The sequence below is a fragment of the Enterobacter sp. YSU genome (assembly GCF_016082135.1).
Lineage (GTDB): Bacteria > Pseudomonadota > Gammaproteobacteria > Enterobacterales > Enterobacteriaceae > Enterobacter > Enterobacter hormaechei_C.
In genome coordinates this window covers 4,723,611-4,743,897 of sequence record NZ_CP059487.1, presented here as the reverse complement: position 1 = coordinate 4,743,897, position 20,287 = coordinate 4,723,611, and the positions used below count along the sequence as shown (strand labels likewise).

Annotated in this window: 21 protein-coding genes; 9 read left to right on the top strand and 12 right to left on the bottom strand. The window is 54.2% G+C overall.

Annotated features, from left to right (window positions below; translation table 11 throughout):
* Positions 1–3: 3 nt before the first annotated feature.
* From pqiB to rmf, 3 genes are all read left to right on the top strand, one after another.
* Positions 4–1,644, top strand: a complete 1,641-nt coding sequence (gene pqiB, locus H2Z33_RS22870) for an intermembrane transport protein PqiB (RefSeq protein ID WP_015570901.1) — start codon at positions 4–6, stop codon at positions 1,642–1,644.
* On the top strand, positions 1,641–2,207 hold the full coding sequence (gene pqiC / locus H2Z33_RS22865; RefSeq protein ID WP_017384809.1) for a membrane integrity-associated transporter subunit PqiC: 567 nt from the start codon (positions 1,641–1,643) through the stop codon (positions 2,205–2,207). Before pqiB ends, pqiC begins: the two co-directional genes overlap by 4 nt.
* A gap of 254 nt (positions 2,208–2,461) precedes the next feature.
* Positions 2,462–2,629, top strand: coding sequence for a ribosome modulation factor (rmf, locus tag H2Z33_RS22860; RefSeq protein WP_003858162.1), 168 nt, complete (start codon positions 2,462–2,464; stop codon positions 2,627–2,629).
* Positions 2,630–2,700: 71 nt separating this feature from the next.
* On the opposite strand, the gene fabA is transcribed toward rmf, so the two are convergent.
* Positions 2,701–3,219 (bottom strand): bifunctional 3-hydroxydecanoyl-ACP dehydratase/trans-2-decenoyl-ACP isomerase, encoded by a 519-nt coding sequence (gene fabA / locus H2Z33_RS22855; protein ID WP_000227926.1) that lies wholly within the window; start codon positions 3,217–3,219, stop codon positions 2,701–2,703.
* Positions 3,220–3,287: 68 nt separating this feature from the next.
* Positions 3,288–5,048, bottom strand: a complete 1,761-nt coding sequence (locus tag H2Z33_RS22850; protein ID WP_033487273.1) for an AAA family ATPase — start codon at positions 5,046–5,048, stop codon at positions 3,288–3,290.
* A 186-nt stretch (positions 5,049–5,234) separates the two neighbouring features.
* Here H2Z33_RS22850 and matP point away from each other — a divergent pair, with 186 nt between their 5' ends.
* Positions 5,235–5,687, top strand: coding sequence for a macrodomain Ter protein MatP (gene matP / locus H2Z33_RS22845; RefSeq protein WP_006809347.1), 453 nt, complete (start codon positions 5,235–5,237; stop codon positions 5,685–5,687).
* A gap of 65 nt (positions 5,688–5,752) precedes the next feature.
* Here matP and ompA read toward each other — a convergent pair whose 3' ends face one another.
* Positions 5,753–6,805 (bottom strand): porin OmpA, encoded by a 1,053-nt coding sequence (ompA, locus tag H2Z33_RS22840; protein WP_017694761.1) that lies wholly within the window; start codon positions 6,803–6,805, stop codon positions 5,753–5,755.
* Positions 6,806–7,161: 356 nt separating this feature from the next.
* Positions 7,162–7,671 (bottom strand): SOS-induced cell division inhibitor SulA, encoded by a 510-nt coding sequence (sulA, locus tag H2Z33_RS22835; RefSeq protein ID WP_026094322.1) that lies wholly within the window; start codon positions 7,669–7,671, stop codon positions 7,162–7,164.
* 217 nt (positions 7,672–7,888) lie between these two features.
* On the opposite strand from sulA, the gene H2Z33_RS22830 reads away from it, so the two are divergent.
* A complete protein-coding gene (locus H2Z33_RS22830) occupies positions 7,889–8,515 on the top strand; it encodes a TfoX/Sxy family DNA transformation protein (RefSeq protein ID WP_063135274.1) in 627 nt (208 codons plus the stop codon).
* Here the strand turns inward: H2Z33_RS22830 and yccS are convergent.
* Positions 8,472–10,634, bottom strand: coding sequence for a YccS family putative transporter (gene yccS, locus H2Z33_RS22825; protein WP_015570895.1), 2,163 nt, complete (start codon positions 10,632–10,634; stop codon positions 8,472–8,474). The two genes, H2Z33_RS22830 and yccS, sit on opposite strands and share 44 nt — an antisense overlap.
* Before the next feature lie 18 nt (positions 10,635–10,652).
* Positions 10,653–11,099 (bottom strand): YccF domain-containing protein, encoded by a 447-nt coding sequence (locus tag H2Z33_RS22820; protein ID WP_015570894.1) that lies wholly within the window; start codon positions 11,097–11,099, stop codon positions 10,653–10,655.
* A 122-nt stretch (positions 11,100–11,221) separates the two neighbouring features.
* On the opposite strand from H2Z33_RS22820, the gene helD reads away from it, so the two are divergent.
* Positions 11,222–13,276 (top strand): DNA helicase IV, encoded by a 2,055-nt coding sequence (gene helD / locus H2Z33_RS22815; RefSeq protein ID WP_063135273.1) that lies wholly within the window; start codon positions 11,222–11,224, stop codon positions 13,274–13,276.
* A gap of 53 nt (positions 13,277–13,329) precedes the next feature.
* Here the strand turns inward: helD and mgsA are convergent, their stop codons facing one another.
* Positions 13,330–13,788 (bottom strand): methylglyoxal synthase, encoded by a 459-nt coding sequence (mgsA, locus tag H2Z33_RS22810; protein ID WP_063135272.1) that lies wholly within the window; start codon positions 13,786–13,788, stop codon positions 13,330–13,332.
* Between the two features lie 80 nt (positions 13,789–13,868).
* Positions 13,869–14,531, bottom strand: coding sequence for a curli synthesis inhibitor (gene csgI / locus H2Z33_RS22805; protein WP_015570892.1), 663 nt, complete (start codon positions 14,529–14,531; stop codon positions 13,869–13,871).
* Between the two features lie 171 nt (positions 14,532–14,702).
* Between csgI and H2Z33_RS22800 the strand changes: the two genes are divergently transcribed.
* Positions 14,703–15,116, top strand: a complete 414-nt coding sequence (locus H2Z33_RS22800) for a CoA-binding protein (protein WP_006809337.1) — start codon at positions 14,703–14,705, stop codon at positions 15,114–15,116.
* Between the two features lie 32 nt (positions 15,117–15,148).
* Here H2Z33_RS22800 and hspQ read toward each other — a convergent pair whose 3' ends face one another.
* Both hspQ and rlmI read right to left on the bottom strand, forming a co-directional pair.
* On the bottom strand, positions 15,149–15,466 hold the full coding sequence (gene hspQ / locus H2Z33_RS22795) for a heat shock protein HspQ (RefSeq protein WP_003858136.1): 318 nt from the start codon (positions 15,464–15,466) through the stop codon (positions 15,149–15,151).
* Between the two features lie 60 nt (positions 15,467–15,526).
* Positions 15,527–16,717 (bottom strand): 23S rRNA (cytosine(1962)-C(5))-methyltransferase RlmI, encoded by a 1,191-nt coding sequence (rlmI, locus tag H2Z33_RS22790; RefSeq protein WP_063135271.1) that lies wholly within the window; start codon positions 16,715–16,717, stop codon positions 15,527–15,529.
* A 93-nt stretch (positions 16,718–16,810) separates the two neighbouring features.
* On the opposite strand from rlmI, the gene yccX reads away from it, so the two are divergent.
* On the top strand, positions 16,811–17,092 hold the full coding sequence (gene yccX, locus H2Z33_RS22785; RefSeq protein WP_017693676.1) for an acylphosphatase: 282 nt from the start codon (positions 16,811–16,813) through the stop codon (positions 17,090–17,092).
* On the opposite strand, the gene tusE is transcribed toward yccX, so the two are convergent.
* Positions 17,089–17,418, bottom strand: coding sequence for a sulfurtransferase TusE (tusE, locus tag H2Z33_RS22780; protein ID WP_003858129.1), 330 nt, complete (start codon positions 17,416–17,418; stop codon positions 17,089–17,091). The two genes, yccX and tusE, sit on opposite strands and share 4 nt — an antisense overlap.
* An 88-nt stretch (positions 17,419–17,506) precedes the next feature.
* Positions 17,507–18,166, bottom strand: a complete 660-nt coding sequence (gene yccA, locus H2Z33_RS22775) for an FtsH protease modulator YccA (RefSeq protein ID WP_003858127.1) — start codon at positions 18,164–18,166, stop codon at positions 17,507–17,509.
* Positions 18,167–18,436: 270 nt separating this feature from the next.
* Here yccA and H2Z33_RS22770 point away from each other — a divergent pair, with 270 nt between their 5' ends.
* The gene (locus H2Z33_RS22770; RefSeq protein WP_023296279.1) at positions 18,437–20,065 is read left to right on the top strand and encodes an ABC transporter substrate-binding protein; all 1,629 of its coding nucleotides are present in this window, start codon (positions 18,437–18,439) and stop codon (positions 20,063–20,065) included.
* The last annotated feature ends 222 nt before the right edge of the window (positions 20,066–20,287 follow it).

The window sequence follows — 20,287 nt, the reverse complement described above, 5'->3', positions numbered from 1 at the left end:
AGCATGGAAAATAAGAGTGGAGAGGCTAAAGTGCAGAAGGTCAGAAACTGGTCGCCGGTGTGGATTTTCCCCATCGTGACCGCGCTGATCGGTGCATGGATCCTGTTTTATCATTACAGCCATCAGGGACCGGAAGTCACGCTAATTACCACCAATGCAGAGGGGATTGAGGGCGGAAAAACCACCATCAAGAGCCGCAGCGTGGATGTGGGTGTCGTGGAAAGCGCGACTCTGACCGATGATTTAACCCATGTTGAAATCAAGGCCCGCCTGAATGCCGGCATGGAAAAACTGCTCCATGAAGATTCTGTTTTTTGGGTAGTGAAACCGCAGGTCGGAAGAGAAGGGATCAGCGGCTTAGGGACGCTGTTGTCAGGGGCCTACATCGAACTCCAGCCCGGCAACAAAGGCGCCCAGCCAGCAAACTATCAGCTGCTGGATTCACCGCCGCTTGCGCCACCGGATGCAAAAGGGATCCGCGTTATTCTGGACAGCAAAAAAGCGGGCCAGCTCTCGCCGGGCGATCCGGTACTGTTCCGTGGGTATCGCGTCGGTTCGGTTGAAACAAGCACCTTCGATCCGCAAAAACGGACCATCAGCTATCAGCTTTTTATCAATGCGCCTAATGATCGCCTGGTGACCAGCAACGTTCGCTTCTGGAAAGACAGCGGGATCGCGGTGGATCTGACCTCTGCGGGGATGCGCGTTGAGATGGGTTCACTCACCACGCTGTTTGGTGGGGGCGTCAGTTTTGATGTGCCGGAAGGTATCGATCTGGGACAACCGGTGGCGGAGAAAACAGCCTTCAGGCTGTTTGACGATCAAAAAAGCATTCAGGATGCGCTCTATACCGATCACATCGACTACCTGATGTTCTTTAAGGACTCTGTACGCGGCTTGCAGCCTGGGGCGCCAGTTGAGTTCCGCGGTATCCGTCTGGGGACCGTGGGACAAGTGCCTTACTTTGTTCCGGGACTCAAGCAGATGCTTGATGATGATTATCGTATTCCGGTGCTGATCCGCATTGAGCCTGAGCGTTTGATTAACCAGATAGGCGAGGACCAGGATATTGGGGAGCATATCAGCGATCTGATGAATCGCGGTCTGCGTGGCTCGCTGAAAACTGGCAACCTGGTCACAGGGGCGTTATATGTCGATATGGACTTCTATCCAAAAGCGCCACCAATGACGGGGATCCGTGAATTTGGCGGCTACAAAATCATTCCTACGGTCAGCAGTGGCCTGGCGCAGATCCAACAGCGCCTGATGGAAACACTGGATAAGATCAACAATCTGCCGCTGAATCCAATGCTTGAGGCCGCGACGGGATCACTGCATCAGAGCCAGGCGACGATGCAACGTCTGCAAACCACGCTGGATAATATCAACAAGATCACTGCCAACCAGTCCATGCAGCAGCTGCCGCAGGATATGCAGAAAACGTTGCGCGAACTGAATCGCAGTATGCAGGGCTTCCAGCCGGGCTCAGCGGCTTACAACAAGATGGTGGCGGATATGCAACGTCTTGATCAGGTTTTACGTGAGCTACAGCCCGTTCTGAAAACGCTCAATGAAAAGAGCAACGCGCTGGTGTTTGAAGCGAAAGACAAAAAGGATCCTGAGCCTAAGAGGGCGAAACAATGAAAAAATGGCTAATCATCGCAGGCGCACTGGTATTAACGGCCTGTAGCTCTGGAAGCGATAACAAAAGCTACTACCAGTTGCCGTTAAGCGCGCAATCCGGTGCGCAGAGTAGCACCTCGCAGGGCAGCCGTCTGCTGTGGGTTGAACAGGTTGCCGTGCCAGATTATCTGGCGGGCAACGGGGTGGTCTACCAGACCAGCGATGTGCAGTACGTTATCGCCAACAATAACCTGTGGGCCAGCCCGCTGGATCAGCAGCTACGCAATACGCTGGTGGCGAATCTGAGCAGCCAGCTTCCTGGTTGGGTAGTCGCCTCGCAGCCTCTGGGAAGCGATCAGGATACCCTGAATGTTAACGTGACGGGATTCCATGGCCGCTATGATGGTGCGGTTGTTATCAGCGGGGAGTGGCTCTTGAATCATCAGGGCCAGCTGATTAAGCGTCCTTTCCATCTGGAACTGAAGCAGCAGAAAGATGGCTATGACGAAATGGTGAAAGTGCTTGCGCAGGGGTGGGCACAGGAGTCGGCTGCTATCGCAAGAGAGATTTCCCGGCTGCCATAAGTAAAATTCATCGACGAAAGCCGCACTCAGCTCCTTGCTGATTGCGGCTTTTTTTTTGTTTTATGTTCAGTTTGTTACTTGTCCCGCGTCACATTTTTTGTACAAACAATCTTCCATGTAGCTCACAAATATGACACCCGTATGAATTTTGAACGTTGACGCTGACGCCGATTCGGGGTATTCGTTAACTGTGCTTGCACATATTGCAACCACTGTTTTCTTTCCACCAGACAAAAGAATGAGGGAAACGAGGCATGAAGAGACAGAAACGAGATCGCCTGGAAAGGGCTCATCAACGTGGTTATCAGGCTGGCATCGCCGGACGTTCAAAAGAAATGTGTCCCTATCAGGCCCTGAATCAAAGGTCCCAATGGCTAGGGGGCTGGCGAGAAGCCATCGGAGACAGGGCAGTACTTGCTTGATACCGTCTCTTTAAAAAGAAACCTCCGCAATGCGGAGGTTTCGCCTTTCTGGAAGGGGCTAAATGCCGTTATCAGAAAGCGGAGGTATCCTGGAACAGACCCACTTTCAGGTCGTTCGCGGTATAGATAAGACGACCATCTACCAGCACTTCACCGTCCGCCAGGCCCATAATCAGGCGGCGGTTAACGATGCGTTTGAAATGGATACGGTAGGTGACCTTCTTCGCGGTAGGCAGAACCTGACCGGTGAATTTCACTTCGCCTACGCCCAGCGCACGGCCTTTACCTTCACCGCCAAGCCAGCCCAGATAGAAGCCAACCAGCTGCCACATGGCATCGAGGCCCAGGCAGCCAGGCATTACCGGATCGCCAATAAAGTGGCAACCGAAGAACCACAGGTCCGGGTTGATATCGAGTTCTGCTTCTACGTAACCCTTATCAAAGTTGCCGCCGGTTTCGGTCATTTTCACGACACGGTCCATCATCAGCATATTTGGGGCCGGTAACTGCGGGCCTTTCGCACCAAACAGTTCACCGCGACCAGAGGCAAGAAGGTCTTCTTTAGTATAGGATTCGCGTTTATCTACCATGTTCTCAGTAAGCCTTATTTTAGTGAAGGACGCAGGATAGCTAACACGTGTACGCTGAACAAGTCCGATCAGTTAGCACTAAACCAACTTAACCAGCGTAACGGCCACGGATAACGATGACGAGCATCCTGCTGTGTCGCCTGAGCTATACGTTCCTGAATGGTCTGCATCAGGGTTGTCTGGCCTTCGCCGTCCCAGACCAGGTTTGTCAGTAAGGGTAGAGCATCCTCAACCCCTTCGATGGCCCAGACGGCGAATTGTTCCTGCTCTACCGCATCCAGAATCGCCTGACTCAGGCTCAAATGGCGAGCGTTAGGCGCCGGAATAATCACGCCCTGTTTGCCGTTTAAACCTCGCTGCTGGCAGATAGCAAAGAAGCCTTCGATTTTCTCATTCAGTCCACCCACCGGTTGAGCACGACCAAACTGATCTACGGAACCGGTAATCGCAATATTCTGATTAATCGGTACGTCTGCAAGCGCGCTGATCACGGCGCACAGCTCTGCCATCGAGGCGCTGTCGCCGTCGACTTCACTGTAGGACTGCTCAAAGGTCAACGAGGCAGAGAAGGGGATCTGCTGCTCCAGCTGAAGTTCAGACATCAGGAATGCCTGCATGATCATCATGCCTTTGGCATGAATGTTTCCGCCCAGTTCGGCCTTGCGTTCGATATCGGTAAATTCGCCGTCACCAATGTGCACGACACAGCTGATACGGGAAGGCTCGCCAAAGGCGCGCGGGTGTCCGGGGAACTCGATGACGGACAAGGCGTTGATTTGCCCGATACGTTCGCCTTCGGTCTCCACCAGAATCTGTTCCAGCAGAATTTCATCCTGCATACGGTCAGCAAGATAACCTTCACGCCATTCACGCTGGGCCAGCATCTGGCTAAGCTGCTCACCAGTAAACGGACCGTTGCCGCTGATAACGCCCACTTCACGCAGCTGTTTACCGATCCAGAGCGGGCAGAGCGGCAGGGTTTCCTGATCGCCAGTGTAGCGTACGGCCTCGCGGATTAAGCCCGGCCACGCATCCTCGGCAGGCGAGGGCAGCGCGAAACGTTCCGCCACGGCCATAACCCACTGACACCACTGCGCCATGTCATCGGCATCGGCGATCTGAATATTGTCTTCAAATTCACTGTAAACCGCCTGCTCCGCGAGTTCTGGCTCCATTTCCTGGAAATCAGCCAGAGATTCACGGTCACCCGTCAGCACGACGGTCAGCGACAGCGGCATAGACGGAATGGAAACAGGCAGCGGACGTGAATCGTCGTAGCCTATCCAGTCAAAACGTTGCTGCATCACCACCGTTTTCAGGCGCATCCACAGCAGAGGCTGTGCGAGCAGGGTGCGAAGGGAGATGAGCAACACACCACCGTTCGCGCGGTGTACCAGACCGGGTTGCAGTGACACATCGCCATTGAACTGACGAAGGCAGCCGAACAGCTGTTCTGCTTCCACCCAGTTGGCGGTGATCACTTCGCCTTTTGCAGCGAATTGTCCGTCTGCCTGCGTGGCAGGTCCGAAGGTCACGTCACGTCCGGCAATATGATACTGACCACCAAAAACGGCATTCGTTTTTGGATGCAACTGGCGCATGGCATCACCGAGAAGCGTCAGATACTCGGCTTCTTCCGGGGCTTTGAGCAGCATGAAAGGAGATGTAGCCCATGGGGATGACATCTGCTCCAGCGCGTAATGCAAACGCGGTTGTGTATCGCTAAGTATGAATTCGTGTTCTTTTGTGAGGTCTGGCTGTGCAAACAGCTCCTGATAGCTCTCGGTATCCGGAACCAGGTCACGCCATGCAAGTTTCGTAATGGTCAAAGTTGATGTTTTTTAGTCAGAAGTAAAACCGTGGAGTATACCGTAAGCGGCGCACTCTGCCCAATCAGGATTCGGGTTTTCGTCATGCGGATCGCCTGCGGCGTTTCACAGGATATGATTTCTTTTCAGCAGATTGCCAAAAAACTGATATTCTGAACAGAGTTACACGGTAACACTGAGATCGCAATGAAATATCAACAACTGGAAAACCTCGAAAGCGGCTGGAAATGGAAGTACCTGGTCAAAAAGCACCGTGAAGGGGAGCTGATCACCTGCTACATCGAAGCCAGCGCGGCACAAGAAGCTGTGGATATGTTGCTGACCCTCGAAAACGAACCGGTACAGGTCAACGGCTGGATTGAGAAACACATTAATCCGGCCTTGTTAAACCGGATGAAGCAAACTATCCGTGCTCGTCGTAAACGGCATTTCAATGCCGAGCATCAGCACACCCGTAAGAAATCCATCGACCTGGAGTTCATGGTCTGGCAGCGTCTGGCCGGGCTTGCGCAGCGGCGCGGAAAAACCCTGTCGGAAACGGTGGTGCAGCTGATTGAAGATGCCGAGCACAAAGAGAAGTATGCCAGCCAGATGTCGACGCTGAAGAACGATCTACAGGCACTGTTAGGTAAAAAATAAGCTTTTTACTTTTCTTCAGATAATAAAAAACCCCGCATCGCGGGGTTTTTTTATAAGACGATAACTTATGCCGCAGGCTGAGTTACAACGTCTTTGATACCTTTAACTTCGATCTCTACGCGACGATCTGGTGCCAGGCAGTCGATCAGTGCAGCGCGTGGTTTCACGTTGTCACAGGTAGAACCGGTAACTGGGTTAGATTCGCCCATACCACGTGGGGAGATCTTGTTAGCTGGGATACCTTTAGATACCAGGTAATCAACTACAGACTGAGCACGTTTCTCAGACAGACCCTGGTTGTAAGCGTCAGAACCGATACGGTCGGTGAAGCCCAGAACCACTACAGAACCGTCTTTAGGATCCAGGTTGCTCAGCTGGGTGTACAGCTGATCCAGTGCCTGCTGACCTTCTGGTTTCAGGGTAGCTTTGTTGAAGTTGAACAGAACGTCAGACTTCAGAGTGAAGTGCTTGGTCTGTACTTCTGGAGCTGGAGCCGGAGCTGGAGCTACGACTGGCGCATCTTCCTGCTGACCGAAACGGTAAGAAACACCAACGCTCAGCATGCCGTTGTCTGGACGAACGCCAACGGTAGCACCGTCACCGATGTTGTTAACCCACTGGTATTCCAGACGGGTAGCGATGTCACGGGTCATTGCCCACTCAACGCCACCAGCGAATACTGGGGAAACACCAGTGTCGTGGTCGTCACCAGCGATGCTGTTGCTGGAGTCTGCACGCCATACCATGCCGCCCAGACGGGTGTACACGTCCAGATCGTCAGTTACTGGGTAACCCAGTTTAGCGGTCAGCTGTACGCCTTGAGCTTTGAAAGCGCCATTTACGTTGTCGCCTTTGTAAGGCATACGACCTAACCAGTCGTAACCCATTTCAAAGCCAACATACGGGTTAACCTGATAGCCACCGAACGCACCTGCACCCAGCTGGCTCTCGTGAGTAGGGCCATCGTTGTTCAGGCTGCTGTTGTACCAACCGGTGTCATGGAACTGAGACCAGCCCAGTTTACCACCTGCATACCAGGTATTATCTTTCGGAGCGGCCTGCGCTACGGTAGCGAAGCCAGCCAGTGCCACTGCAATCGCGATAGCTGTCTTTTTCATTTTTTGCGCCTCGTTATCATCCAAAATTTGCCATGAATATCTCCATCGGAGGAATCACGGTTAAATCCTTCACCGGGGGGCGTGGTCAAATATAAACCTACCGATATCTTCGGCTTAGGCCGAGCACCCCTGGCGATGTAAAGTCTACAACGTAGCTGAAAACTTACAAGTGTGAAGTCCGTCAGGCATATGAAAAAAAAAGTTCCGTATACCTAATATTTAACAATTTTTGAACGAATTTTGTGCAGTAAAATTAACGAGAACCGCGTCAGACAAGCCTTGCCGCAGTTTTGGCGCGTTGAACTTTTTTTGCATACTGCGGTCGAAAAAAATTCCAGGAAAACTCTTAAAATGACTCAATGGTACACATTTGAGTGAATTTTTAGCCCGGGATGTTGTCCTCTGCGATAGGAATCTCCACGAACCGGCCGCATGATGAAACCCATCGCGTTACCTTCTTCAGCCGCTTCAGTCAGACGCAAATGTTCCTCTTGCGACAGATCCTCAGGCAACCACCCAATCACGACGCTATAGTTCCCGGTACGTAATGCCCGGACCATCGACTCGACCGTATCGCAAGGGGAGAGTTGATTAATCTGCATCACCTTCGCTAACGGCAGGCCAGCCGACTGAACCCATTCACGACTTAATTTTTGCTGTGGCGTCAGCCAGAGCTGCCAGCGAGACTGTTGCCCGAGCTGCTGCAAAAGCGGCAGGAGTAAGAGTTGTGTTAACAGCGGCTGGTCTTCACGGTAAACCACTTCACTGATAAGCCCTGTCGATACACGCCCGATAGAATTCTGCGCAGCATTGCCTGCGGCAGAAGTGGAAGGTGTTAAGTGATTTGCATAGCCTGAAGTGTACATATTCATTCCAGCCCTGTAGTTACTGTATGGATATACAGTAACCCCTGTGTGCATAAAGATCAACCTCATTTTCGGAAAGCGACTCGCAAATTTCATCCATTCCTGGTGAACCTGAAAAAATCATCTTGCCCAACGGCAATAAGTTGCCTATTTTCCTGCTAACGGATCCGTTAGTAAGAAATATCGTGTTTACTGTATGATTTTTAATGGAATTATCATGAAAAAGATATCTTATGATCGGATTTATCAATCTCAGGAATACCTCTCTCCGCTGGGCGAAATTCATCATCGCGCCCTGTTTGGCGGTTATACCCTGGCCGTGGATGAAGCGGTGTTCGCGATGGTGTCTGACGGCGAGCTGTACCTTCGCGCCTCTGAGCAAAGTGCAAAATACTGTGTAAAAAACGCCTCCTCTTTTCTGACCCTGATGAAACGAGGACGGCCAGTGCTGCTTAATTACTACCGTGTGGATGAAGGTCTGTGGCAAAACAGGGAAAAGCTGCTTCAGCTCTCCTCGTTTGCGCTCGATGCCGCCAGGAAAGAGCGCTACCAGCGCCATCAGCGTAACCGGCTTAAGGATCTGCCGAACCTGACCTTTCAGATTGAGGTCCTGCTTATGGAGGCGGGCATTACCAATGAAGAGACGCTACGACAGTTGGGGGCGAAGACGAGCTGGCTGAAAATGCGCTCTAAGAATAAAGCGCTGAGTATCCGGGTATTGTTCGCGCTTGAAGGCGCCATCGAAGGGTTACATGAAGCGGCACTCCCGGCGGATATTCGCCGGGAGCTTATGGAGTGGTTTAATGCGCTGCCTGAGTCGCAGGGCCATCATTCCGCCAGGTAGCGATCTTCTGTCGCAGCCGACAAATTTCCGGCAGCAAAGCGATAAGCAGGCCAATTTGCTGTAGGACCAGCGGAGCTTTGTTGTCGGTGCCAGGATCAAGGTGTGCGATACGTTGCACCAGTTCATCCAGTGCCTGGTGAACCCGTGGCTCATCCGCAGGTTGATGATGAAGCGCATCATCAACGTAGCAAACGGCGTCGTCCAGCAGCGCCAGGATGCCCGGATTTGTCAGTTTCTCACGGTGGGCGCCAAGGGTAGAGATATAGCTGGTGAACGTGTGGTTCAGACACAGCAGGCGGAAGGCTGTCTCCCGGATTTCTGCCGTGGCGCGCGGCTCAGTTGACATATTCGAGACAACGGAAGCCAGCTCTGCGTCCGTGTTATGCGCATCGCGACGGGCAATCCGATAGGCCAGACGGTTATCGCGACCCTGATGGTATTGCTCAAGAATAGCATCCAGATAGCGGCAGTTGGCGTTCATTGCTCTGTCGGACACGCGCGGTAAGTTACGAAAACGCCAGTCCGGCCAGATAAAGCTCACCGCCGCCCAGGCAATGGCGCAGCCGATTAGCGTGTCGATAACGCGGGGGAGGGCCACTTCAAAGCCTTCACCCAGCAGATTGAAGCAGAGCAGCACCAGCAGCGTGATGAACATCGTGGCGTGGGCGTACTGCACATTGCGGAAGGCGAAAAACAGTACACCGGTAATCACAATCAGGATCAGTTGCCCTTCTACGGATGGCACAAAGTAGAGCACCGGCAGCCCGATGGCGACCCCGACTAATGTCCCGACAATACGCAGCGCGAGCCGATGGCGGGTAGCGTTATAGTTCGGCTGGCAGACAAACAGGCTGGTCAGCAGGATCCAGTAACCGTGGTGCAACCCTGTTATCTGGATAAATGCATAGCCGACGCACAGAACCAGCGACATCCTTACCGCATGGCGAAAGAGGGCGGATTCCGGCGTAAAATGACGGCTCAGGCGCAGCCACATATCGCTGAAACCGTTGAGACTGTCGTCGGCAAGCTGGTTGTCGGCGTCATTGCCCGGCATTGCCATCGCCTGTTCAGACTCAATGGTGGCGAGCTGAGCATCGATGGCTCTCAGGTTGTTGAGCAAGAATCCCAGGGCTTTGAACTGTTCCGGCGATGTCCCACTGGCCTGAACGCGATCGAGGGCCGCATCCAGATGACTGAATGCGCGTTCAAAGCGAGGATCGTGCTGATAGGGCGTGCGCAGCAGTATTGAGCGCGCAAGTTGCTGGCAGGCCTGAGACTGCATCGACAGCAGGCGCTGGAAACGGAACATCACGTCGCTGTAGCGGAATTTCTCGCGCAGGTCAGCGTACTGCACATGCGAGGAGCTGGCGCGCTCGTGAATATCCTGGGCGACAAAGTAGTAGTGCAGTGTGCGCCGGGTACCGCGCTGACCGCGATCGCCGCGCAGACGGGTGAGCAGAGACGCTTTGGTCTGATTCAGCGTGGCGACCAGTTGGCCATTTGCCAGCGCCAGATCGTACAGGGGCGCCTGGCTGTCCTCTTCAATATCCGGATCAAACAGCCGGGATTTCAGCTCCAGATAGTGGGCCAGCTGTTCGTAACTGCGGGCAATGTTGTCCTGTAAGGCACGAACCGGAAAAATAAGATGCCCGGTTAAGGTCAGCAGGTTATACCAGATAGCGCCCAACAGCAGCAGGACCGGTTGTTGATACCACTGATCGTAAAGAGAGACGCCCAGCATGGTGTAAATGGCAATCAGCAGGGCGCCAAACGCGATAGTGGCGTAGCGTTGCCCGAGGCCGCCGAGCAAAATGAAGCCGCTGGTGGACACCGTCAGCCCTAAGGCAAACAGCCAGGGCCAGGGGAAAAGCAGCTCAACGGAGGCGGAAGCAATAAAGAAGCAGACCAGCGTAATGACCAGATTACGCAAACGACCGGCCAGGCGGTCGTCGAGATCCGCCAGCGCGCCGGCCACCACCCCAAGCGTGAGGGGGATGGTGAGCTTCACATCATTTAGCCACCACGGCAGAGCGACGGTGCCGCAGAGGGCGATAAAGATCCTGACGTTATACAGCCAGTTACTGTTCCACGTATAGCGACGAAGCAGGGGGCTTAGCATGAGTGCGGCCAGTCCTTATTACTGAAAACGGCGACGGGCGTTGGCTTCACGCGCGGCTTGCGCGACTTCGACCGGGACAACACGGCGTCCTACCGGCCACAGGGCGATGGTAGCAATTTTGAAATTAGCGATGCCAACCGGAATGCCTATAATCGTGATGCACTGGGCGATACCGGCGAAGATATGCATCAGACACAACCACCAGCCAAAGAAGATCAGCCATAAAATATTCAGCAGCGTGCCGCCGGTATTCATGAAGGCATTTTTTCTTTCCGGCTCCAGCTCATCCACGTGTACGGCTTCATTTCCATAAGGAACGAGGGACAGTTTGGTGATTTCCCAGCAGGAGCGCGTCAGCGGAAGGGTGAAGATGAGCACGATGCTCACCAGAGTGGCAAAAAGCCAGGAAAGGGTGGTGGCAAAACCGCCAAGGACAAAATTCAACACATTCAGAACGGTACGCATAAACCCTCATTTCCTTCGATATGATTAACGCCCGGTGATTGTAACGTTTTTTTGGGCTGGAGCACCTTAAAACTGGCAGTTAAACTGTCTGACAAATTATGACCTCGTGGATCCGGCAGGATATGGAACTGAAAGCAACTTCAATGGGCAAACGCCTGGCGCAGCACCCTTACGACAAGATTGTCCTGCTCAATGCAGGAGTGAAAGTCTCCGGTGAACGCCACGAATACCTTATTCCGTTTAATCAGCTACTGGCCATTCATTGTAAACGAGGGCTGGTATGGGGGGAGCTGGAGTTCGTCCTGCCGGCAGACAAAGTGGTGCGACTCCACGGGACCGAGTGGGCGGAAACCCAACGCTTCCACCATCATCTGAACACGCGCTGGCAGCAGTGGAGCCAGGAGATGAGCGTGATTGCCGCACAGGTTCTGCAACAGGTGCTGGACGATATCGCGCTAAGCAATACGCAGCAGAAGTGGCTGACGCGCCAGCAAACCGCCGGGCTTCAGCAAAAAATCGCCCAGGCGCTGACGGCATTGCCTTTACCGGTGGCGCGGCTTGAGGAATTTGAGAACTGCCGCGACGCGTGGCGGAAGTGCCAGGCCTGGCTGAGCGATATCGAGAAAAGCCGTCTGGCGCATAACCAGGCCTGGACTGAGGCGATGCTTACGCAATATGCCGACTTCTTCAGTACAGTGGAGTCATCGCCCCTCAATCCTGCCCAGGCGCGCGCCGTGGTGAATGGCGAACAGTCTTTATTGGTGCTGGCAGGTGCCGGGAGCGGCAAAACGTCGGTGCTGGTGGCGCGCGCGGGTTGGCTTCTGACAACGGGCGAGGCGGTTGCAGACCAGATTTTGCTGCTGGCCTTTGGTCGCAAGGCTGCGCAGGAGATGGATGAGCGCATTCAGGCGCGTTTGCATACCCAGGATATCTCGGCGCGCACGTTCCACTCCCTCGCTTTACACATCATTCAACAGGGCAGCAAAAAAGTTCCTGTTGTCAGCAAGCTGGAGAACGACGCTCAGGCTCGCCAGGCGCTGTTTATCAAGGCATGGCGTCAGCAGTGCAGTGAAAAAAAGGCGCAGGCGAAAGGCTGGCGTCAGTGGCTTGAAGAGGAACTCAGCTGGGAGGTGCCGGAGGGCAGCTTCTGGCAGGATGAAAAGCTGGCGCGCCGGCTGGGCTCTCGTCTCGACCGGTGGGTAAGCCTGATGCGCATGCACGGCGGCTCTCAGGCGGAGATGATAGAAAGCGCACCGGAGTCGATCCGCGCTGTGTTTTCTAAACGGGTTAAGCTGATGGCGCCGATGCTGAAAGCGTGGAAAACCGCGCTGAAAGACGAAAACGCGGTCGATTTTTCGGGGCTGATCCATCAGGCCATCATCATTCTGGAGAAAGGGCGCTTCGTCAGCCCCTGGAAACACATTCTGGTGGATGAGTTTCAGGATATCTCGCCGCAGCGCGCTGCGCTGCTTTCGGCGCTGCGGGCGCAGAATAAACACACGTCGCTGTTTGCCGTGGGCGATGACTGGCAGGCTATCTACCGTTTCAGCGGGGCGCAACTATCCCTCACGACGGCCTTCCACCACTATTTTGGGGAAGGCGATCGCAGCGATCTGGACACCACCTACCGCTTCAACGCGCGGATTGGCGAAATAGCCAACCGTTTTATTCAGCAGAACCCGCACCAGCTGTCGAAACCGCTTAACAGCCTGACGTCGGGGGATAAAAAGGCCGTCACGCTGCTGGCGGGCGATCAGCTGGAACTGCTGCTGGATAAACTGAGCGGCTATGCGAAACCGGATGAACGGATTCTGGTGCTGGCGCGTTATCACCACCTCAAGCCGACGGCGCTGGAAAAAGCGGCGACGCGCTGGCCAAAACTTCAGCTCGATTTTATGACCATTCACGCCAGTAAAGGGCAGCAGGCCGACTACGTGATTGTGGTGGGGCTAAAAGAGGGGAGCGACGGTTTCCCGGCACCGGCGCGGGAATCCGTGATGGAAGAGGCGTTATTACCTGTTCCGGAAGATTTCCCGGATGCAGAGGAGCGGCGCTTACTGTACGTGGCGATAACCCGCGCGCGCCATCGCGTGTGGCTCTTGTTCAACAAAGAGGAGCCGTCGGTGTTTGTCGATATTTTGAAAAGTATTGACGTGCCGGTGGCGAGAAAGCCGTAACGCGCCGGGCAAATTCTGTAGGCCCGGTAAGCGCAGCGCCACCGGGCAAAAAACTACTTCAGTCTCTCCGCAAGATAACGCTGATAATCCGGGATCAAAATCTCCACCGGATCGTTAAACTGCGGCGATTCAATGATGAAATCTGCCGTTGAAAGATTGGTGGCTACCGGAATGTTCCACACCGTCGCCAGACGCAGCAGCGCTTTAACGTCCGGATCATGCGGAACCGCGTTCAGCGGATCCCAGAAGAAAATCAGAACGTCAATTTTACCTTCTGAAATCTGAGCACCTACCTGCTGGTCACCCCCCATCGGGCCGCTCAGCATGGCATTCACTTCCAGACCGGTTTCGCGGTGGATCAGGTTGCCGGTTGTTCCCGTGGCAGAAAGGGCATGATGCTGTAAAAGAGGCTGATGGCGACGAACCCAGTTAAGCAGCATTTGTTTACAGTGATCGTGCGCAACCAGAGCAATGTGCTTGCGCGCCGGAAGTGCGCGTGTTGTCAGTTCCATAATCTTATCCGTGAGGTTACCTCGCTACACGATGACGGGAACTGGCTGATGCTGCAAGAGAAAGGACGAAAAAATGTGGCTTACGACGAAGGTTGTTGCTTCGCCCATTGCAGAAAACGGGCGCGCGTGTCCGGATCGGCATTCTGGAACCAGAACTTGAGGCGTTGCTCAGTAAGGGTCTGCGACTGAGGGGGGAGTACATCCAGCTCCGATACGCCCGAAAGCAGGGTACTGTCATCCGCCATCATGGTGGCGAACTGGGGCAGCGAGGCGCGCCTGCTGGCCCTGTTGTAGGTCTCGGTGTCCGCTTCATAGTCTGTTCCCTTTGGCCTTTTTGTCAGCGCCAGAATATCCAGTTTTACCGGGATGGGCATGGAGTCCCCGTCCACCAGTTCAATGCGCGGCGAGGCATCAAATGCCAGTGACTCCTTTTCTGTCTCAAGGCGCGGGAGACGAAAATTGACCTGGCTGATACGCTGGGTATTAAAGCTGACCACCAGCGGAGGCGAAATGTACACCTGCTGTTCGTTGTCGGCGAGGCGAATGGTCTTTTCCACCCGAAAAACCACCTGGTGCGGGCCGTTATCCAGCTCGATACTGTCTGCACCCCGCAGCAGGGAGCTGGAGACTTTTTTCCCGTCCAGCACCAGCAGGTCAATGTCGGTTGAGAGTCTGAGGGTGGTTGCGAAAACACAAACCGGCATGATTAACGCAACCATAGCCCAGGCAATGCCGGTTTTCATAGCAGACTCCTGTAGACAAACTACCCGGTAAGAATGTATCAAAAGTTTTCGACAAACACGTTTACTAACATATAGACATATTCTGCCGTTTTGCCCTCATACTTCTGTATGGGATGCGTGGTTGAGATGTCCGCTTTGACGTACACTTTGAAAAAAGCCAGGAGGAAGAGCATGAAAGAGAACGACATTGTCGAGATTCTGACGTCCACGCGCACTATCGCGCTGGTCGGCGCGAGCGATAAACCGGATCGCCCAAGCTATCGGGTCATGAAATACCTTCTGGATCAGGGTTATCACGTGATCCCGGTCTCGCCGAAGGTGGCGGGGAAAACGCTGCTGGGCCAGCAGGGCTATGCGACGCTCGCGGACGTGCCGGAAAAGGTGGATATGGTGGACGTTTTTCGTAATTCAGAGGCGGCCTGGGGCGTGGCGCAGGAGGCGATTGCCATCGGCGCGAAAACGCTGTGGATGCAGCTGGGCGTGATTAATGAGCAGGCGGCCGTGCTGGCGCGCGATGCCGGGCTGAAGGTGGTGATGGATCGCTGTCCGGCAATCGATATTCCCCGTCTGGGGCTGGCAAAATAAAAAAAGCCCGTTTGACGGGCTTTTTTACACCTTTAGTTGCGCAGTCTTGGTGCCTGTAACTGTTTGCGGATGGTCTGAGCAAGCTCGTCCATAGTGGGTTGTTCCGGATGCTCATCCTGTAGTTCACCACTCAGCTGCGCTTCGGCAAGATAGGTATGGACAGGCTGACCATCGTCGCCCTCCATAACCACATGATACCAGGGCGCGGCGCGAAGCTCTGCGTCAACGGCCAGATCGTCTGCTGACGGTTCATCAAGGGAATACTCCGGGTCGATATCCACGACCACACCCAAATATCCAAGCAAGGTGTGGCGGACCTGCTGGCCGATACCGAATTTGCTGGCAATCATAGTCACCTCCCGGGAAACATTACATACACACTATGTGCGGGCAATATTTCTCTTTTCAAGTTACATGACGCGACAGGCAAACCCTTTCAGATACAGCCCTTCCGGGTAGGTAGCGATCACCGGGTGATCGGCGGCCTGACGGAACTGCTCTATAAATTGTACATCACGACCCGCATCTATTGCGGCATCGGCGATGATTTTTTGGAATAAATCTGTCGTCATCAGGCCAGAGCAGGAGAACGTCAGCAGCACGCCGCCCGGGTTCAGCAGCTGGATCGCCAGCATGTTGATGTCTTTATAGCCACGGCAGGCGCCCATCAGCTGGCTTTTGTTTTCAACAAACTTCGGCGGGTCCATCACGATGACGTCAAATTTCTCGCCCTGGTCGCGGTATTTACGCAGCAGTTTGAATACGTCGTCGCGCACAAACTCCGCTTTGCTCAGATCCAGCTTGTTCAGCTCAACGTTCTGCTTCGCCACGTCCAGCGCTTCCTGTGAGGTGTCGACGCTCACCACCTGAGCACAGCCGCCCATCAGGGCAGAGACCGCAAAGCCGCCGGTATAAGAGAAGCAGTTCAGCACGCGTTTATCGGCAACGTACTGGCGCGTTGCCAGACGGCTGTCACGCTGGTCGAGGTAATAACCGGTCTTATGGCCGCCCTGGATATCCACCAGCAGCTTCATGCCATGTTCTTCGATAGGCAGCAGGGCAGGCGGCAGTTCGCCGGTGACCGGGCCTTGCGTCAGCTCCATGCCCTCTTTTTTACGTACCGCCACGTCGCTGCGGTCGTAAATGGCACAATCCGGGAACAGGGTTTGCAGGGCGCTAATCAGCGCGGCACGCTGGTATTCCGCCCCGGCGCTCAACAGCTGCAACACCAGGAAATTGCCGAAGCGGTCAATGGTCACGCCCGGCAGCCCGTCGGACTCTCCGGCAATCAGACGATAGCTGTCCAGCCCGTCACGCTTTGCCAGCCACTCGCGCCACTGCTGCGCCTGTTGCAAACGACGGACAAAGAAGTCGATATCGATGGTTTCGTCTTTATCGAACGTCCAGACGCGCGCGCGGATCTGAGATGCTGGCGAGTATGCGCCGCGTGCTAACCATTTCCCCTGATGGTCAACAATATCGATGGTTTCACCGAGGCTGGCTTTACCTTCCATGCGGGCAACCGCGCCGGAAAAGACCCAGGGATGACGGCGCAGTAATGACTTCTCGCGCCCTTTGGCTAACACTAAACGTACACTCATAATTTGCTATTCTGTCGATTCCAATGAAATGGCCGCCATTTTCCCGACTTCAGTGAGGAAATGCAACGCGCCAGTCGGATAAGGAGAAGGATGATGTCAAATGTTTGCACCATTGCCTGGGTCCATGGCCTTGTACAGGGCGTCGGATTCCGCTACAGCACCCAGCGCGAAGCCCTTCAGCTCGGGCTGACAGGGTATGCGCGTAACATGGATGATGGCAGCGTGGAGGTTGTGGCCTGCGGTGAGGCGGATCGGGTTGAGAAGCTGGTGGCGTGGCTGAAAGCGGGCGGACCGCGCAGCGCGCGGGTTGATAAGGTGCTAACGGAACCGCATCAACCCGACCGGGAATACGCTGACTTCAGTATTCGCTATTAAATGCATTTTACCGGCTTTGGCAGGCCGGCGATTTTTGTCGCCTGTTTAGCCGGGCCTTTCGGAAACAGGCGATACAGATAACGGCTGTTGCCTTTCTCTTCGCCAAATTTATTCGCCATGGCTTTGACCAGCATGCGGATAGCCGGCGAGGTGTTGAATTCAAGGTAAAATTCTCGCACGAAGCGCACCACTTCCCAGTGTTCCGGGGAGAGGGTGATTCCTTCGTTTTCCGCAATTTTCTCCGCCAGCGCTTCGCTCCACTGGCTGCTCTCTTTCAGATAACCGTCGTTATCGGTTTCGATCTCTTTGCCTTCAAAACTCAACATATTCATTCACACGTTAGTCAAAAACCGCCTAAGTCTACCAAAAAAACAAAGCCCCGCATAAGCGGGGCCCTGTTCACAGCACGGTGAGTTAATCGCGGCTGGCGAAGCCCAGGATGCTCAGCAGGCTGACAAAAATGTTGTACAGCGACACATACAGGCTCACAGTGGCGCGGATATAGTTCGTCTCACCGCCGTGAATGATGTTGCTGGTTTCATACAGGATTGCGCCGGATGAAATCAGGATAAACACCGCGCTGATTGCCAGATGCAGCGCAGGCAATTGCAGGAAGATGTTCGCCAGCATACCGACCAGCACAATCACGATACCTGCCATCAGCATACCGCCAAGGAAGGACATGTCCTTACGGGTGGTCAGCACGTAGGCCGAGCAGCAGAAGAACACCAGCGCGGTACCGCCCAGCGCCATACCAATTACGTCGCCCATTCCGGCAGACAGATAGGCATTCAGGATTGGCCCCAGAATGTAGCCCAGGAAGCCGGTAAAGGCGAACGCGGAGAGAATACCCACCGGTTTATCCGCGGTTTTGTAGGTCAGGAACATCAGACCGTACATACCTACCAGCGTGAGGATCAGGCCCGGAGAAGGCAGCATCAGTACAGTGCTGGCCGTCGCGGTGATCGCCGAAAACGCCAGCGTCAGGCTGAGCATGAAATAGGTATTGCGCAGCACCTTATGGGTGCTGAGTAGCGATGTGCGGTCGCGTGAAGAAGTAATTATACGATCCATGAGTCACTCTCTTATGACAGATGTAATTAGCGCAAAGAATAGGAAACGGCGCGGCAGACGCAAAGTGGTTTTACCCATCTTTACTCAGCCCCTTAGGGATTATACTGGTTTTTTATTCTGGCAAAGCCTTTGTACTCAGAATGAAGTGCGGTTTGTAGGGCGTATTCAGATCAACCTCTTATAGGTCACTGAAAAATATTGCGTTATTTCCCTAAGGCCGCTAAGAGTTATTTCCGGATCGTCATAAAAACAGACAATAAGGCGAAGGAAATGAAACCACAAACACGCACGCACTTTACACTCTCTTTGTTAACCGCAGGGATCCTGTGCGCCAGCACGGCAACCTGGGCGGCTAACGTGCCGGCAGGAACCCAGCTGGCAGATAAGCAGGAACTGGTCAGGAACAACGGCAGTGAACCCGCCTCGCTCGACCCGCATAAAGTCGAAAGCGATGTCGAATTCAATATTATCAGCGATTTATTCGACGGGCTGGTCAGCGTCTCTCCGGCAGGTGAAATCCAGCCGCGCCTGGCGGAGAAATGGGAAAATAAAGACAACACCGTCTGGACGTTCCATCTGCGTCCGGGCATTACCTGGAGCGATGGAACCCCCATCACCGCGGAAGATATTGTCTGGAGCTGGCAGCGGCTGGTCGACCCGAAAACCGCCTCTCCGTATGCCAGCTATCCCGGTAGTATGCGTATCGTCAACGGCACTGATATCGCAGAAGGCAAAAAAGCGCCCGAGTCGCTGGGGGTGAAAGCCATCAATGACACCACGCTGGAAGTTACGCTCACGCAACCTAACGCCGCTTTCCTGGCGATGCTGGCTCACCCGTCTCTGGTGCCAATTGATAAAGTCCTGGTAGGCCGTTTCGGTGATAAGTGGACCAAACCGGAGCACTTCGTCAGCAGCGGGGCCTATAAACTGTCACAGTGGGTGGTTAACGAACGCATTGTGGCGGTGCGTAACCCGAAATATTGGGATAACGAACATACCGTCATCAACAAGGTGACCTATCTGCCCATTTCCTCTGAAGCTGCTGACGTCAACCGCTACAAAGCGGGCGAAATCGACATTGTTTACACGGTGCCGATCAACCAGTTTGCTCAGCTGAAGAAAACGCTGGGGAGCGAGCTGGACGTTTCACCGCAGCTTGCCACCTATTATTATCAGTTCAACACCACCCGGCCGCCGTTCAACGACGCCCGCGTGCGCAAGGCGCTGAACCTGGCGCTGGATAAAGACATCATCGCCGGGAAAGTATTAGGGCAGGGCCAGCGCCCGGCATGGCTGATCAGCCAGCCGGATATTGGCGGCGTCAAGCTCCAGAACCCGGATTACGCCAGCTGGCCGATGGATAAACGCATTGCCGAGGCGAAAAAGCTGCTGGCCGAAGCCGGATTTAACGACAGCCATCCGCTCAGCTTTAATCTTCTCTATAACACTTCGGAATCGCACCAGCGTATTGCCATTGCCGCCAGCTCAATGTGGAAGAAGAACCTCGGCGTGGAGGCGAAGCTGCAAAATCAGGAGTGGAAAACCATGCTTGATACCATGCACACCCATAACTTTGACGCGGTACGCTACGCCTGGATTGCCGATTACGACGATGCGGCAACCTTCCTGAACAACTTCCGTACCGGGGACAGCCAAAACACCACTCAGTACAGCAATCCGGACTACGATCGGGCACTGGTGAACGCGGCGAAATCGAAAACGGCGGAGGAGCGCGGTAAATTCTACCAGCAGGCAGAAGATCTGCTGGGACGCGATGTCCCGGCGATCCCGGTCTATCATTACGTGCGCACGCACCTGGTGAAACCGTGGGTAGGGGGCTTCACGCCAGACAAGCTCGGGTATTACTACACCAAAGATATGTACATCAAAAAGCACTAACGATCCGCGGTGGATATTATGCTGCCAAAACGGCCAATCTGTCGTCTATTCAACCGATTAAACGCATTTTGGCTATTTTTAAAGCGAACGAATGCGCGCACTCTTTACAGCGCGCGGTGAGGTGTTTATAGTTCGCTTCACTTAGGAAGCGTGGCCGAGCGGTTGAAGGCACCGGTCTTGAAAACCGGCGACCCGAAAGGGTTCTAGAGTTCGAATCTCTAC

Bases quoted from the DNA above. Each gene is read 5' to 3' on its own strand.
- H2Z33_RS22770 (WP_023296279.1), top strand. From the start codon at position 18,437: ATGAAACCACAAACACGCACGCACTTTACACTCTCTTTGTTAACCGCA.
- ompA (WP_017694761.1), bottom strand. From the start codon at position 6,805: ATGAAAAAGACAGCTATCGCGATTGCAGTGGCACTGGCTGGCTTCGCT.
- csgI (WP_015570892.1), bottom strand. From the start codon at position 14,531: ATGAAAACCGGCATTGCCTGGGCTATGGTTGCGTTAATCATGCCGGTT.
- yccX (WP_017693676.1), top strand. From the start codon at position 16,811: ATGTCAAATGTTTGCACCATTGCCTGGGTCCATGGCCTTGTACAGGGC.
- H2Z33_RS22830 (WP_063135274.1), top strand. From the start codon at position 7,889: ATGAAAAAGATATCTTATGATCGGATTTATCAATCTCAGGAATACCTC.
- helD (WP_063135273.1), top strand. From the start codon at position 11,222: ATGGAACTGAAAGCAACTTCAATGGGCAAACGCCTGGCGCAGCACCCT.
- rmf (WP_003858162.1), top strand. From the start codon at position 2,462: ATGAAGAGACAGAAACGAGATCGCCTGGAAAGGGCTCATCAACGTGGT.
- rlmI (WP_063135271.1), bottom strand. From the start codon at position 16,717: ATGAGTGTACGTTTAGTGTTAGCCAAAGGGCGCGAGAAGTCATTACTG.
- yccA (WP_003858127.1), bottom strand. From the start codon at position 18,166: ATGGATCGTATAATTACTTCTTCACGCGACCGCACATCGCTACTCAGC.
- matP (WP_006809347.1), top strand. From the start codon at position 5,235: ATGAAATATCAACAACTGGAAAACCTCGAAAGCGGCTGGAAATGGAAG.
- H2Z33_RS22800 (WP_006809337.1), top strand. From the start codon at position 14,703: ATGAAAGAGAACGACATTGTCGAGATTCTGACGTCCACGCGCACTATC.
- tusE (WP_003858129.1), bottom strand. From the start codon at position 17,418: ATGTTGAGTTTTGAAGGCAAAGAGATCGAAACCGATAACGACGGTTAT.
- fabA (WP_000227926.1), bottom strand. From the start codon at position 3,219: ATGGTAGATAAACGCGAATCCTATACTAAAGAAGACCTTCTTGCCTCT.
- pqiC (WP_017384809.1), top strand. From the start codon at position 1,641: ATGAAAAAATGGCTAATCATCGCAGGCGCACTGGTATTAACGGCCTGT.
- sulA (WP_026094322.1), bottom strand. From the start codon at position 7,671: ATGTACACTTCAGGCTATGCAAATCACTTAACACCTTCCACTTCTGCC.
- mgsA (WP_063135272.1), bottom strand. From the start codon at position 13,788: ATGGAACTGACAACACGCGCACTTCCGGCGCGCAAGCACATTGCTCTG.
- H2Z33_RS22820 (WP_015570894.1), bottom strand. From the start codon at position 11,099: ATGCGTACCGTTCTGAATGTGTTGAATTTTGTCCTTGGCGGTTTTGCC.
- hspQ (WP_003858136.1), bottom strand. From the start codon at position 15,466: ATGATTGCCAGCAAATTCGGTATCGGCCAGCAGGTCCGCCACACCTTG.
- pqiB (WP_015570901.1), top strand. From the start codon at position 4: ATGGAAAATAAGAGTGGAGAGGCTAAAGTGCAGAAGGTCAGAAACTGG.
- yccS (WP_015570895.1), bottom strand. From the start codon at position 10,634: ATGCTAAGCCCCCTGCTTCGTCGCTATACGTGGAACAGTAACTGGCTG.